The 12,996-nt window shown below is 66.7% G+C and carries 13 protein-coding genes, 1 tRNA gene and 1 pseudogene; 5 read left to right on the plus strand and 10 right to left on the minus strand.

All coding sequences use genetic code 11. The features are described from left to right. Positions 1-113 precede the first annotated feature (113 nt). A tRNA-Gly gene (locus CXR44_RS12250) sits at positions 114-184 on the plus strand. 93 nt (positions 185-277) lie between these two features. On the opposite strand, the gene CXR44_RS40105 is transcribed toward CXR44_RS12250, so the two are convergent. The 7 genes from CXR44_RS40105 to CXR44_RS12290 form a co-directional block, all read right to left on the minus strand. Continuing rightward, positions 278-1,615 carry a tyrosine-type recombinase/integrase gene (locus tag CXR44_RS40105; protein ID WP_219601766.1) on the minus strand — a complete coding sequence of 446 codons (1,338 nt, stop codon included), beginning with the start codon at positions 1,613-1,615 and terminating at the stop codon, positions 278-280. After that, a complete protein-coding gene (locus tag CXR44_RS12265; RefSeq protein ID WP_245899105.1) occupies positions 1,615-1,821 on the minus strand; it encodes an excisionase family DNA-binding protein in 207 nt (68 codons plus the stop codon). Before CXR44_RS12265 ends, CXR44_RS40105 begins: the two co-directional genes overlap by 1 nt. 14 nt (positions 1,822-1,835) lie before the next feature. Then, on the minus strand, positions 1,836-3,443 hold the full coding sequence (locus CXR44_RS12270) for a replication initiator (protein ID WP_101785789.1): 1,608 nt from the start codon (positions 3,441-3,443) through the stop codon (positions 1,836-1,838). Next, positions 3,440-4,867, minus strand: a complete 1,428-nt coding sequence (locus CXR44_RS12275) for an FtsK/SpoIIIE domain-containing protein (protein WP_101785791.1) — start codon at positions 4,865-4,867, stop codon at positions 3,440-3,442. Before CXR44_RS12275 ends, CXR44_RS12270 begins: the two co-directional genes overlap by 4 nt. Before the next feature lie 83 nt (positions 4,868-4,950). Next, complete coding sequence (locus tag CXR44_RS12280) at positions 4,951-5,238, minus strand: hypothetical protein (RefSeq protein WP_101785793.1); 288 nt, start codon at positions 5,236-5,238, stop codon at positions 4,951-4,953. Beyond that, positions 5,235-5,657: a plasmid replication, integration and excision activator gene (locus tag CXR44_RS12285; RefSeq protein ID WP_101785795.1), complete on the minus strand. Its 423-nt coding sequence runs from the start codon at positions 5,655-5,657 to the stop codon at positions 5,235-5,237. Before CXR44_RS12285 ends, CXR44_RS12280 begins: the two co-directional genes overlap by 4 nt. 129 nt (positions 5,658-5,786) lie before the next feature. Then, positions 5,787-6,518: a GntR family transcriptional regulator gene (locus CXR44_RS12290; RefSeq protein WP_101785797.1), complete on the minus strand. Its 732-nt coding sequence runs from the start codon at positions 6,516-6,518 to the stop codon at positions 5,787-5,789. Positions 6,519-7,200: 682 nt separating this feature from the next. On the opposite strand from CXR44_RS12290, the gene CXR44_RS38875 reads away from it, so the two are divergent. Together CXR44_RS38875 and CXR44_RS12305 are read left to right on the plus strand one after the other, a co-directional pair. Then, positions 7,201-8,541, plus strand: coding sequence for a helix-turn-helix domain-containing protein (locus CXR44_RS38875; protein WP_245899106.1), 1,341 nt, complete (start codon positions 7,201-7,203; stop codon positions 8,539-8,541). Continuing rightward, on the plus strand, positions 8,538-9,251 hold the full coding sequence (locus CXR44_RS12305; RefSeq protein ID WP_245899107.1) for a creatininase family protein: 714 nt from the start codon (positions 8,538-8,540) through the stop codon (positions 9,249-9,251). Before CXR44_RS38875 ends, CXR44_RS12305 begins: the two co-directional genes overlap by 4 nt. Positions 9,252-10,465: 1,214 nt before the next feature. On the opposite strand, the gene CXR44_RS12310 is transcribed toward CXR44_RS12305, so the two are convergent. From CXR44_RS12310 to CXR44_RS42145, 3 genes and pseudogenes are all read right to left on the minus strand, one after another. Next, positions 10,466-11,104 carry a site-specific integrase gene (locus CXR44_RS12310; protein WP_101785803.1) on the minus strand — a complete coding sequence of 213 codons (639 nt, stop codon included), beginning with the start codon at positions 11,102-11,104 and terminating at the stop codon, positions 10,466-10,468. Between the two features lie 15 nt (positions 11,105-11,119). Continuing rightward, complete coding sequence (locus tag CXR44_RS40825) at positions 11,120-11,365, minus strand: hypothetical protein (protein ID WP_245899108.1); 246 nt, start codon at positions 11,363-11,365, stop codon at positions 11,120-11,122. 73 nt (positions 11,366-11,438) lie between these two features. Continuing rightward, a pseudogene (locus tag CXR44_RS42145) lies at positions 11,439-11,636 on the minus strand (tyrosine-type recombinase/integrase); the annotation flags it as partial. 40 nt (positions 11,637-11,676) lie between these two features. On the opposite strand from CXR44_RS42145, the gene CXR44_RS39375 reads away from it, so the two are divergent. Then, positions 11,677-12,522 carry an NsdA family TPR-like regulatory protein gene (locus tag CXR44_RS39375; RefSeq protein ID WP_180903420.1) on the plus strand — a complete coding sequence of 282 codons (846 nt, stop codon included), beginning with the start codon at positions 11,677-11,679 and terminating at the stop codon, positions 12,520-12,522. 95 nt (positions 12,523-12,617) lie between these two features. Next, positions 12,618-12,977 (plus strand): hypothetical protein, encoded by a 360-nt coding sequence (locus tag CXR44_RS39380; protein ID WP_180903353.1) that lies wholly within the window; start codon positions 12,618-12,620, stop codon positions 12,975-12,977. The last annotated feature ends 19 nt before the right edge of the window (positions 12,978-12,996 follow it).

The following is a 12,996-nucleotide window of genomic DNA, read 5'->3' on the forward strand; positions in this document are numbered from 1 at the left end:
CAGGCTCGCCGACCCGTACACCACCCGCCCCCAAGAACGTGATCGGACTTCGGCGGGACGGTGCTGAAGTCGGCCAGGTTTCCGCTACAGTGGTTGTCGCGGCTTCGGCCGACGCGGGTGTAGTTCAATGGCAGAACATCAGCTTCCCAAGCTGACAGCGCGGGTTCGATTCCCGTCACCCGCTCTCAGAACGAAGGCCCAGGTCAGGGAGAGATTCCCGACCCGGGCCTTGATTGTTTCTGAGGTCTTTCCGATCTTCCGTGCAACCCGCGTGCGATTAGCCCACGGGAGCGAGCACGCCCGCCGAGTCCTCGCCGTCCTCGTCGTCGGTCCGGTTGATGTGCCGGTCGATCGCGTCCGTGATCGCTTTGTCGGCGCCCCGTACGGCGTGCTGATAGATCATCGCGGCGCGCACGTTGTCGTGTCCCATCCGTGCCATGAGGTCCTTGAGTCCCGCGCCCGACTCGGCCGCCAGCATGTTCCCCGTGTGACGAAGATCATGGAAGTGCAGGCCAGGCATGCCCATGTCCCTCACCACATCCACCCAGCGCGTACGGGTGTTGAAGCCGCTCCGACGAAGCGGCCCGCCCTTCACCCCGGGGAAGAGCAGCGCGCCCGGCTCGTTGCCGACGTAGGTGTTCAGGTGCTCTCGCAGCGTGGGGATGATCGCTTGTGGGATGCCGACCACGCGCCGGCCCGCCTTTGACTTCGGAGGCCCGAGAACCAGCTCACCCGTGGAACGCTCGACGAAGGCCGCCCGGACCCGAACGGTCGCCGCCTCCAGGTCGAGGTCACTACGGCGGAGCGCGCTCACCTCGCCCCATCGCAGGCTCGCGAAAGTGGCGAGGAGTATCAGGGCGCGGAACCGGCGATCCTGGATGCTGTCGGCCCGGCCGTCTGTCCCCATCGCCCACAGCGCCCGCTCGGCATCACCCCTGCTGGTGAAGACCTCAGGATGAGTGCGCATCTCGCCGTGCCGTTGGAAGCGGAGCCGGTAGGCGCCGTTCTTGACCTTGCGGACGTTGCCGAGAGGACGACGGCCGACGCGGTCGGCCAGCTCGAAGACCTGAGCGACGGAGAGCACGGGACGTTCCTCAGGATGCTCGTCGCCGGCCCCGCGAATGCGGCACGGGTTGCGCGGGATGATGTGGTCTTCCTCGGCCGCCGTCATCAGCACGGCCCGCAGCAGCCGGTACGCCTTAGCCGCCATCGACACCGAGACGCCGTTGCCGAGCAAGTCCGCTCGCCACTGCCGGATCATCGCCGTGGACAGCTTCCCGAGCTGGGCCGCGCCCAGGTACGGCGTGATGTGCTTGTTGAGCAGCCACGTATAGAGATCAACAGTGCGCGGACGCAGCCCAGGGCGCTGTGAGATCCAGGTCTCCGCGTAGTCTTTGAGCTTGATCTTGCCGCGATCCGGGTCGGTCCACTCCCCTGCGATCATCTTGGCCTCGATCAGCGTGAGCGCCCGTTCGGCATCGCCCTTGCGTTCGTAGGTCTCCAAGCCCGTCCGGCGTCGCCCATCAGGCGCCAGGTAGCTGATCTGGTAGCGCCCCGACGGAAGCTGACGGATGTTGCCGAAACGGCGACGGTTCGGCTTGCTGCCCTTGGCCATCAGGCAGCCCTCCCGGTGACCTCGTGAGCCGTCAGAGGCGCGACCGTGCCCGCGAGCACGAAGGCGGTCAGCGCCGACTCGGAGATGCGGACGTGACGGCCGACCTTGACGAACTCGATGCGTCGTTCCGCGATCAGGCGACGGACGAAGCGAACCGAGGTGTTAAGCCGTGCGGCTGTTTCAGGGACGGTGAGCAATGGGTCCAATGACGTTCCTCCTCTCAGGCCGCAGACCGAGTTGCCGAAAGATTCTGAGCTTCGAGTTGTTGCAGATGGGCTCGCCAGCGTTGGCGATCTCGGATCGAGCGGAGGAGGCGCGTGGCCAGGGGCGGCACGTTGGCGTCTCCGGCCGGGACGGGCTTCCAGACGTAGCGGTGTGGGTCGGGTGTCTGGTCGGGTTGGCCGAGGGCTTCGAGGACCCAGGTGCGGCGGTCCTGCTTGTGTTCGGCGAGGGTCTTGTTGGACCACTTGCGCGAGACCAGGACGCGGCGTCCGGCGTAGCCGAGGTGGTCGGGCTTGTGGGCCTTGCCACGGCAGCGGCCGGGAAGCATTCCGGGTTTGGCGTTCTTGGGCTGGATGCCGTAGCGCAGCCAGTTGGCGCAGGTGGGCGAGCACGGTTCGGCCCGCAGGGCCTCGATGAGGCGGGCGGCGTGCTCGCGGCGGGCCGTGCTGTGGGCGGTGGCGTCGAGGGGGTCGGCGAGGCTCTTGGTCAGGTACTTGGTGAGGTAGCCGAGCCACTTGCCGGCGGCTGGTGTGTCTGCCAGGACGCTTTGGATGTTGTGCTGCTGTCCGAAGCGGACGACGTGCAGAGGCTCGGCGTCCGGGTCGGCGTCGAGCTGGTCGAGCGCCTGCTCCCAGGTGGGCAGCACTTCGCCGGTGTCGGGGTCGAGGTAGCCGACGCCGTCCTGCCAGACCGGGAAGTGGTCGCCGTCGAAGCGGACGTCGTCGGCTGGGGGCCACCACACCTGGTGGTACGTGGCGGCGATGATCTGCTTCAACTCCGCGCGCGGAAGGGTCCCGCGGATGGCCATGTGCAGATGTGGAGCGAGCCGTTGTTGCGGCTCCACGGTGGCGAAGTACTGCACGTCGTAGCCCGCCACCCGGCGCAGGTTCTGCACGAACCGGTCCACCAGCTTGGAGAAGTGCAGCGCATCCCGTGCAGCGCGCGCGTAGTCGTAGGTGTCCGGATCGAGCGGGACGCCGTCGCGGACTTTGCCGTAGCTCGGCAGGGTGAGCGTGACGAACAGCGAGGGCCGGTAGACCTTGCCGTCCGGCGCGGCGAAGGTGCGCCCGAGCGTGGTGTTGGTCATCTTTCGCTTGGGCAGGTCTGGTGCGTCCTGCCGCCGCCGGGTCGAGCGCACCCGCTTAGCGGCGGTCCGGCCCAGGACGTTGCCGCGCATGCCCGCCTCGTTGATCTCGGCGTCAACGCCCTCGATGGCGGCATCCCAGTCGGCGGTGTCCTCGCCGAGCTGTTCGGCCTCGTCGCGTCGGGCCTGGAGGTCGGCGCGGAACTCGACCAGCCACCGCTGATCGTCGGTTGGCTCGTCCGGTGTGATGACCGGTTCGTGGTCGAGGTGCCAGCCTTCCCGGCATTGGGTGATGCGTAGTTGCCGGTTGCGCTTGGCGCACGGTGGGCACTTGGCCTCCAGCGTGGACCCGCACGGCACGTCGACCAGCTCCCATTGGCCGGTGTGGGTGTCCAGCCGCCTGAGCGGAACGGGTCGGATGCACACGCCGTGCAGCTTGGCGACCTCTTCCACGACATCCCGGGCCATCGGCATCGCCTGTCGGACCGCCCGGGGTAGTGCGCGATCGTTCGGGTTGGTCATGCGGCCTCACCTCGCTCGGTGAACAGCGCGACCATCTCGCGGATGTCGTCGTCGGAGACGTAGGCGGCGCGGACGCGGACGGGTTCGGGTGAGGTCTCCAGCCGCATGTACGCCACGCCCGAGCCCAGCTCGTGGACGGGTGAGATGTGGTCGGCCAGAGCGCCGCGATCACGTGCGCCGTCGCCGAGGACCATGTCGACCTGTTCCGACTCGTCCAGCCGCAGGGCGATCTTGTCGGGGAACAGGTTGCGGATGTTCATGACCTCCTTGCGCGGGTCCTGAAGCGCGGCCATGACCCCGACGCCGACCGAGCGGCCCTGTGTCGCCAGGGTGGCGAGCGCGGCGGAGATGCGCTGCCGGAGCTGCTTGTCGGGCTGGTAGGCGGTCAGGAACGCCACCTCGTCCACGAGCACCAGGACGAACGGGTCCTCCACGGTCGGCGTGTGGGAGCGCTGGAGTCCGGAGAAGCGAGCCGCCCGCTTCTGCATCACCGAGACGGCCTCGTCCAGCAGGTCGGCGCAGTCGGCCGGGTCGGCGGCGTAGCGTCCTTGGAACAGCTCCCGGCCGAACGACAGCTCCATCAGCTTGGGGTCCAGCGCCCAGACCTCGACCAGCCCGGCGCGCATGGCGGGCAGCAGGCCGCGGATGGTGTCCCACAGGAACGAGCCCTTGCCGGCGCCGGTCGCGCCCGCGATGAGGACATGGGTGCCGTGGACCTTGAGCTTCAGGGGCCGGCCGTCTTCCTGCTTGCCGATCTCGACCGGCCCCACCGACGGCTCGTCCGGGATCGGGAGCGCGGGGATCGGTTCGGCGAGTGGATCGCTGCGCGGGAAGGTCAGCATCAGCCGGCCGCCCTTGATGAGCGCGACGCGGCAGGAGACGGTGCCGAAGCCCTGGGCGAGGTTGTCGGTGCGGTCGGTCCAGTCCTTGACGGCCTGCCCGTCGAGCATGCGCACGGTGATGCGGTCAGCCCAGCCGTCGCACTGCACCTTCACCAGACGGGGCATGTAGGCACGGCCATGGATGCGCCTGGCCAGACCGGAGACGTCCATGACGGCCTGCCAGTGACGCCGGTAGACCGACATGAGCCGCCACCAGGCCAGCAGCCGCCAGCCGACGAGCCGAGCGAACGAATCGCGAGCGATGAAGGCCCAGGCGAGCAGGGCCAGGACGACGAGCCCGAGCACCGACGCCGCGAGCGGCCAGCCGTACAGCACCCACAGCGCCGCGAGCGTGACCGGGACGGCGCAGGCGACCGGGTGCCGCCACAGCGTACACACCAGCGCCGAGACGAAGCGCCAGGCGTAGATGACGAGCGTGATGAACGCCGGAGTCTGAACGACGGCGGGCCGGAAGACCACGGCGGTGTCGGGAGTGGTGGAGACGAGATTGCGCGCCTCGTCCCCTGGGAGTCGCTTGAACATTAGGCTGGGAAACCTCTCGTGAGTGAGATCAGGGAGAAAAGGGGGCCGTTGGAAGGACCAGTTCCAGCGGCCCCGCTTGCTTGTCAGGCCGCCGCCCGCTGTTCGGCGTGCAGGCGCTCGCAGTCGGCGAGGAAGGCCGCCGCCGCGTCGAGCAGGTGGCGAGCGAACGTGACGTGCTGCTCGGTGACCTTGGCGCTGGGGCCGGTGCCGATGATCACACGTGCTCCGGCGTGTTCGATGTCGATGAACGGCCGGCTGCTGTTGGTGGGGTAGTAGGCGACCCGCGCCGACGCGTCGGGGTGGAGGGCGACCGTGATGCGGGGCTCCTCGCCCGTGTCGATGCTGATGGTGGTGTAGCTGTAACCGGTCATGCTGCTGCCTCCTTGCTGTTGGTCTTCGCGGGCGTGGCGGTGGTGGTGCGGGGCGCGAGCATCTGCCGCGCCTTGATCGAGTAGGCGAGACGTCCGGATCCGTTGACGTACGGCGTGACGGTCAGCCCGTCGAACTCGACCGGTGTGAACGGCAGCCCCGCCACGGGAGCCGGAGGCGCCGGCTGAACCGCGCTCAGGATCTTGACCGCCACGGTCTTCTGAGCCGCCTTGAGCGCCGGGTCGGCGTCCATGACGGGGATCTGCCAAACCAGCTCACCGGTCTGCTTGTCCCGCGCCTGGACGAACCGCCCGTTGGTCGAGGCGTCGAAGTCCTTGACCGGCTCGACCTCCCCGACGGTGTAGCAGCCGTGCGGGAAGACCTGACCGAACGTCACGGGGATGGGTCCCTGGATTGCCATGGTGACGATCTCCTCTGCTTGAGCGGCCAGCCATCTTGACTGGCCAAGTTGCATCTTCATTAAGCACGAAGCCCACTTGGATAGTCAAGCGGTCCAAGTGGGCTCGTGCGAAGAAGTTGGGGCTCCGGCTCAGCGGATGGGATAGGCATCCTCCAGTTCGTGACGGTCGCCGGGGAGAACGGATTCGACCACGACCCAGGGCTTGCCGGTCGCGTCGCAGGCCACGGCATAGACGGTCAGCAGCGCAGCCGAGTTCTTGACGTCGAGGAGCGTGCACTCCTCCTTGGTCGGATTGCGCGCGGTGATGTGCTCGATGATGTGATCGAGCGCGGTGCCGGCCGCAGCTTCGACGTACCGGCGAACGCCCTGCTTCAGTTCCTCCGACTCGACCAGTGCCGTACCTTCGGCCACCGTGACCGGCAACCAGGTCGAGGAGATCTCGGTCGGCTCGTTGTCGCGCTCCACCAACGTCCGGCGCAGCACGACGGGCGACTTGGGCTTGATCCCGAGGTAGGCCGCGATCCTGTTCGGCGCCTCAACCTCTCCGGCCGTGAGCAACCTGTTGGAGACCTGAACTTCCTTGCGGTCAAGCAGTTCCCGCCCCGTCCGGACCTGCTGACCTGTAGGGATGGCCGGGCGACCACGCACGAAGCGGCCCTTGCCCTGATGGGTGATGATCCAGCCCTGATCGCGCAGGACGCCGAGGGCCTTGACGACGGTGGGTCGCGCCATGCCGAACTCGGCCATGAGCTGGTGTTCGCTCGGGAGGGGGGAGCCGGGCGGGTATTCGCCGGACTCGATGCGCCGTGCCAGTTCCGCGATCAGTTGCGCGTACTTCGGCGGCGTGTACTCAAATGACATCAGAGCCCCACATTCAACATGCCTGTCTAGCCAAGCAGGCTATCAGCGCATGCAGCCTGTGTAACCCCCTGTTCGGCGACGAAGCCGTGACCGACTGCCTACCGGACCTGTCCGCCGAGTAGCGCCGTCCACACACCATCGGCCTCCCGGAAGGACCACCGGTAGGTCTCGTGCACTTCGGGAGCACCCTCCAACTGAACGGTCCGCCGCACGTACCCGACGCCGCCCGCATGGCACAGCTCGTACACCGTGGCTCTACAGTCGCAGGTCCAGGCGATCACGCGGACACGCTGCTCACCCCGTAACGGAGAGTGCCACACCAAGCGCATGTGATCTCTCTGGAGCGGCGCCACGTGCGGACTCATACAGCCCGTGAAGATCTCCATCATGCCGCCCTCAGCCTGTCGGCGCCCGAGCAGTCGAAGCAGTCCACCTGCACCAGCTCGACAGCCACGCCGTCGATGCGGCACTGTGCATCCGCGCGGCTCCTGCGGACCCACCGCCAGCCCTTTCCGCGGCAAGCGCGGCACCGCTCCCGTGTGACTTGATCGTTGGCAGCCATAAAGCAAGGGTCGCCATCAGGACTTTCCCAACCCATCCTCGGAAGGAATCCCTCTACCGGATAGGCAATATCCCTTGACGGGATATCGGCGAGCCGTGAGCGTAGAGTCACCGTCAGTCCGTGAAACACAAGGGGATACGGCAAATGCCCACAGAAGGGGCCGAACCGGTCGTCATACCGGCTGACCTCTGGCAGCGCCCCGACATGATTTCCGCCCTGACAAAACGCGATATCGGGCACGTGTTCCGCTTGATCCGCCAGTTTGCAGGATGCAGCCAGACCCGCATCGGCGTGGCAGTCGGCCTGAGTCAGGGCAAAGTCAGCGAAATCATGAAGGGCGCCGTGCAGGTCACCTCACTTGAGGTGTTCGAGCGGGTCGCCGACGGCCTGCACATGCCCGACCCCGCCCGCATGACGCTCGGCCTGGCTCCCCAACGCCCTTCGCTTCAGGTCACACATCAGGAGACAGGACCGCCGAGGGACGTCGATGCCCACCCGCCGGCCAAGTATTTGGCCAGCTTGACCGGATCTTCGAGCCGCCCGGTCATCTCGGGACTGCGGCATGTGCTGGCCGGCCACATCCAGGCCGAGGCCATCATGGGACCGCCTCTGCTGATCAGCGCAGTCAAGAGCCAGATCCCCATCGTCGGACAGGTCTGCCGGGTGACAAGGGGAGCCGACCGCGCTGAAGCACTGACCTTCGCCAGCGAGCTCCTCGAATTCTGCGGATGGCTCCACCAGGACATCGGCGACTTCACCCGCGCCATGATGTGGACCAACAAGGCCCTCGACTACGCCATGGAGCTCGGCGACCAGCGGACGATCTCCTACATCCTCATGCGGAAGAGTCTCATCGCCATCGAGTCCGGCGACCACGGCCACGGTCTGGGCCTGGCGAACGCAGCCATGTCGCGTGCCGACGCCCTCACGCCCCGGCTGCGAGCCGTCGTCCTCAGAACCCGCGCGATAGCGCACGCCCACCTCGGGGAAGCCGCGGACTCCGCCGCAGATTCCGAGACAGCCCTCACCGAGGCGACCGCGGGACTGACCCAGGATGAGAACGACTGCGCCCCGTACTGCACCCCCGCCTACGTCGCCATGGAGACCGGAGCCACCCGCCTGCTGCTGGGCCAAGCCAACAGCGCCATCCCGGTACTCGAGTCCAGCCGCTCCCAATGGTCACTCACCAGCCAGGCCCGCGACCATGCCCTGCTCCTCACCCGCACCGCCACTGCCTACGCCATGGCAGGCGAACGAGACCAGGCATGCACAGTGATCGAAGAAACCATCCCCCGCCTCCAAGCGCTCCGGTCCAGCCGAGTAGCCGGCCAGCTCACCACCCTCCGAGCCCACATGAGGCAATGGGCGGCAGACCCCCGCGTGAAAGACTTGCTGACCAGACTCGACATCACCGCAGAGTCGTTCTCACTGCCAGCACCCGAGCCGCGAGGAGACCAGTGATCAACCCACTGCTACCCACCGCGACCACCACCGACGAACGACAGCGCGACGCCCAGGTCGCCATCCTGCCCGTGGGCAGCTTCGAGCAGCACGGCGACCACCTGCCTCTCAGCACCGACACCATCATCGCCACGCTGATCAGCCAGAGCATCGCCGACGCCTACCCCGTCATGCTCCTCCCACCGATAACGATCTCCTGCTCCCACGAACACGCCGCCTGGACCGGCACGGTCAGCATCTCGGCTCGCACCTTGCACGCCGTCATCACTGACGTCCACGACTCCCTCAACGGCCCGAACGCCCTCGTGATCGTCAACGCTCACGGCGGCAACTACGTCCTGAGCAACGTCGTCCAGGAAGCCAGCGCCACCGGCCGGGCCATGGCCCTCTACCCCACCCGCGAAGACTGGCAGGAGGCCCGGAACGCCGCGCACCTGACCAGCTCCATGCACGAGGACATGCACGCCGGAGAGATCGAAACCTCGATCCTGCTGCACGCCTACCCGCAGGTCATACGCCCCGGCTACGAGAACGCCGACCACGCCGCCGACGACCGGCGCCACCTGCTGACCCAAGGCATGCACGCCTACACCAAGAACGGCGTCATCGGCCGCCCTTCACTCGCCACTGCCGAAAAAGGCAAGGCAGTCCTCGACTCCCTCACCGCCAGCTTCGCCCACGTGTTGAACCTGCTCGCCAAACACTGCTGAATTGTTCTCATAGGGATCAAGGCGGCGGCGCACGCGCCGCCGCGCGGCCCGAGCTTGCGGGCCGCGCGCTGCGCGTGCGGCCTGGGGGCCGTTCTCGCGCGCACCCGCCACTCGGGCCGCGAAGGTTCCTCATTGCTTCGCGTTGCACCGTCCTGCTTCGCGAAACTCCGCGAAGTTTCGCGAAGGGCACGGCCAACTTGCAAATGGTGCGCTAGCCTTCACAGCACTGTTCCATGCGTGGATGGAATACCAATCCACGCATGGAACGTCGCGAGTGGAACTCGTCTACCAGGTAACCAGCGGCAGGTTTCTCACCGCGACGAAGGTGCCCACCGCTGCAGCGACCGCTAGCAGCAATAGGCACATTCGGACGGTACGGCCCCAGTTCGTAGCAGCGAACCGGGCCGTCCGTCCGAGTTCCTCAGACGCACCCATCTCCCCTCCTCTCCAGCAATCAAAAAAGCGCTGCAAGAAGACCACGCCCAGGTGATCTCCGACATCCCCTGCGTAGGTTCTTACAGCGCCTTGCATTACCGATTGCGTTCGGCCGCGCAAGAACAGCCCCTGCCTTTGAGTTTCCCGTCACAGAACTCAGTCACGTCGGAGGTGACAGGCAAGGGAAGTGGTGTACTTCCTGCGTGAGCCAAGGCCAAGATATAGGGAACCCATCCCACAATGTGGCCAAATCCAAAAATCGCCTCCGGCGGGGGCACTCTAGCTCCGGGATGATCGCCGAAGCCGGTGTCGGGACGTAAGTGGCTGAGGCGGAAGCCTGATCACCCCGCCCACCATCGACCCGGGACAAGCCGAGCAGACCAGGGCCACGGGGCCAAGGTCGTTCCTCCAGTAGGGGGCTCCACCTTGTCCCCGTGGCCCTGGCCCGCTTCCCCTGCGGGCGGGTCGACGGCAGACGGGATGATCAGGACGGGAAGTGTGCGCGGCGCGCAGGAAAGACCAAGTCGCCGGGTGATCGCCGTGCAATTGGCGTGCAACAAGCCAGGGTGACGAGGGGGCAACCACGGTCACTCATGACCCGCCGCAAGCCCAGGTCAACAGCCCTACGACGCTTGATCCATGCGATTCCCAAGCTGACAGCGCGGGTTCGATTCCCGTCACCCGCTCTCAGAGCTAAGGCCCAGGTCAGGGAAAGATTCCCAACCCGGGCCTTGATTGTTTCTCAGCACCTTTGATCTTCTCAGGCCATTAGCGGGCCATTAGCCCACGGGAGCCAGCGCGCCAGGAGGGTCCTCTTCGCCGCCGCCAGCGACGCGCTCGTGTCCACTCAGATGCTTGTCGATCGCTACCGTGATCGCCCTGTCCGCGCCCCTGACCGCGTGCTGATAGATCATCGCTGCCCGGACGTTGTCATGTCCCATCCGGGCCATCAGGTCCTTGAGCCCGGCCCCCGACTCTGCCGCGATCATGTTTCCGGTGTGTCGGAGATCGTGAAAGTGGAGCCCGTCCACGCCGATGGTCTGGACGGCGTACGGCCAGGCCGCGAGCTTGTTGAAACCGCTTCGCCGCAGCGGGCCGCCCTTGGGCGCGGGGAAGACGAGGGCGCCGGGATCGTCCTTGGTGTAGACGGCCAGGTGCTCCCGAAGCGCTGGGATGATCGCTTGCGGGATGCCGACGACCCGCCGTCCGGCCTTCGACTTGGGTGGACCGAGGATCATCTCCCCCGTGGACCGCTCGATGTAGGCCGCACGTACGCGGACGGCCCCCGCCTCCAGGTCGAGGTCGCTCCGCCTGAGTGCGGTGATCTCTCCCCAGCGCAGGCTGGCGAAGGTGGCCAGCAGCACGAAGGCACGGAAATGCCGGTCGTGCGTGCAGTCTGCCTGCCCAGTGTCGATCATCCTCCACAGAGCCCGCTAGGCCTCTGCCCGCGTGAGGAACATCTCAGGGTGAGTCCGCATCTCGCCGTGCCGCTGGAACCGCAGGCGATAGCCCTTGCCGTGCTCCCGGATGTTGCCGATGGGACGACGGCCGACCCGGTCGGCCAGCTCGAAGACCTGGGCGACGGTGAGAACCGGCCGTTCCTCCGGCTTCTCGTCGCCGGCCCCACGGATGCGGCATGGGTTCCGAGGGATGAGCCGGTCGTCTTCGGTGGCCGTCATCAGGATCGCGCAGCAGCCGGTACGCCTTGGCTGCCATGGACACGGACACTCCGTTGGCGAGGAGGTCGGCCCGCCATTGCCGGATCATCGCCGTCGAGAGCTTCCCCAGGACGACACTGCCGAGGTAGGGCGAGATGTGCTTCTTGAACAGCCAGTGGTACAGATCCAGAGTGCGAGGGCGTAGGGCAGGGCGCTGGTCGATCCAGGCCATCCCATGGTCACCGAGCTTGATCTTGGCTCGCTCGGGGTCGGTCCACTCCCCTCTGATCATCTGGGCTTCGATCAGGGCGAGTGCCCGTTCGGCGTCGGGCTTGCGCGTCGGCGACTTCCCCCACGCCAGGATGTGGACCAACAAGACCCTCGACTACGCCATGGAACTCGGCGACCAGCGGACGATCTCCTACATCCTCATGCGGAAGAGCCTCATTCCCATCGAGTCCGGCGACCACGGCCACGGCCTGGGACTGGCGAACGCAGCCATGTCCCGTGCCGACGCCCTCACACCCCGGCTCCGAGCCGTCGTCCTCCGAACCCGCGCGATAGCACACGCCCACCTCGGAGAAGCCGCGGACTCCGCCGCAGACTCCGAGACCGCCCTCACCGAGGCGACCGAGGGACTGACCCAGGACGAGAACGACTGCGCCCCCTACTGCACCCCCGCCTACATCGCCATGGAGACCGGAGCCACCCGCCTGCTGCTGGGCCAAGCCAACAGCGCCATCCCAGTATTCGAGTCCAGCCGATCCCTATGGTCACTCACCAGCCAGGCCCTCGACCACGCCCTGCTCCTCGCCCGCACCGCCACCGCCTACGCCATGGCAGGCGAACGAGACCAGGCATGCTCGGTGATCGAAGAAACCATCCCCCGACTCCAGGCGCTCCGATCCAGCCGAGTAGCCGGCCAGCTCACCACCCTCCGAGCCCACATGAGGCGATGGGCGGCAGACCCCGGCGTGAAAGACTTGCTGAGCCAAGCGCTGCTGAATTGTTCTCATAGGGATCAAGCGGCGGCGCGGCGCGCCGCCGTACCCCGGCCCTCCCTTGCGCCCGCCCTCCGGGTGCCTACAGCAACCCGCCGGCCACGGCGCTTACGTTCGTATCGAACCCTCACAGCGAGAGCTGCCAGACTCGATCGTGACCGTCGGCGTAACCGTTGAGGGTGTGGTCTGTACGTAGACGCATCCGAGGCGTCTCGGACTGCGCCATAGATGAGAGGCACAGCGATAAATCCGAGATCACTATCCTCGGTTCCATGGCACGAAAGCGAGGCCAGGCACGCCCATCCGGAATCTACGCGGCCGGAGAACAGGTGTTTCGGTTCTATCCCGACGGCGTCGTCCTAGACGTGCTGGTGAAGCCCGCTCCAGGACCAGCCGAAGGCCAGGCCATTGCGGCGTGGTTCCACCGCGAGGCACCGGCGCCGCTCAACGGCATCTACGTTGCACGCTATGACTTCTCCGAGGGCTCTATCTCCTTCACCACACGGAGCCACTTCCGGGACGAAACCGTTGACATGCATGGATCCTGGAGCGCGGGACGCCTCATACTTGACCGGCGTGACGGCGGTCGATTGCAAGCCGGTCTGCATTTCCTCCGCCTCTGGCCTACCTGACCGACCAACGGAATTTCCT

Source organism: Nonomuraea indica (assembly GCF_002850745.1).
Classification (GTDB): domain Bacteria; phylum Actinomycetota; class Actinomycetes; order Streptosporangiales; family Streptosporangiaceae; genus Nonomuraea; species Nonomuraea indica.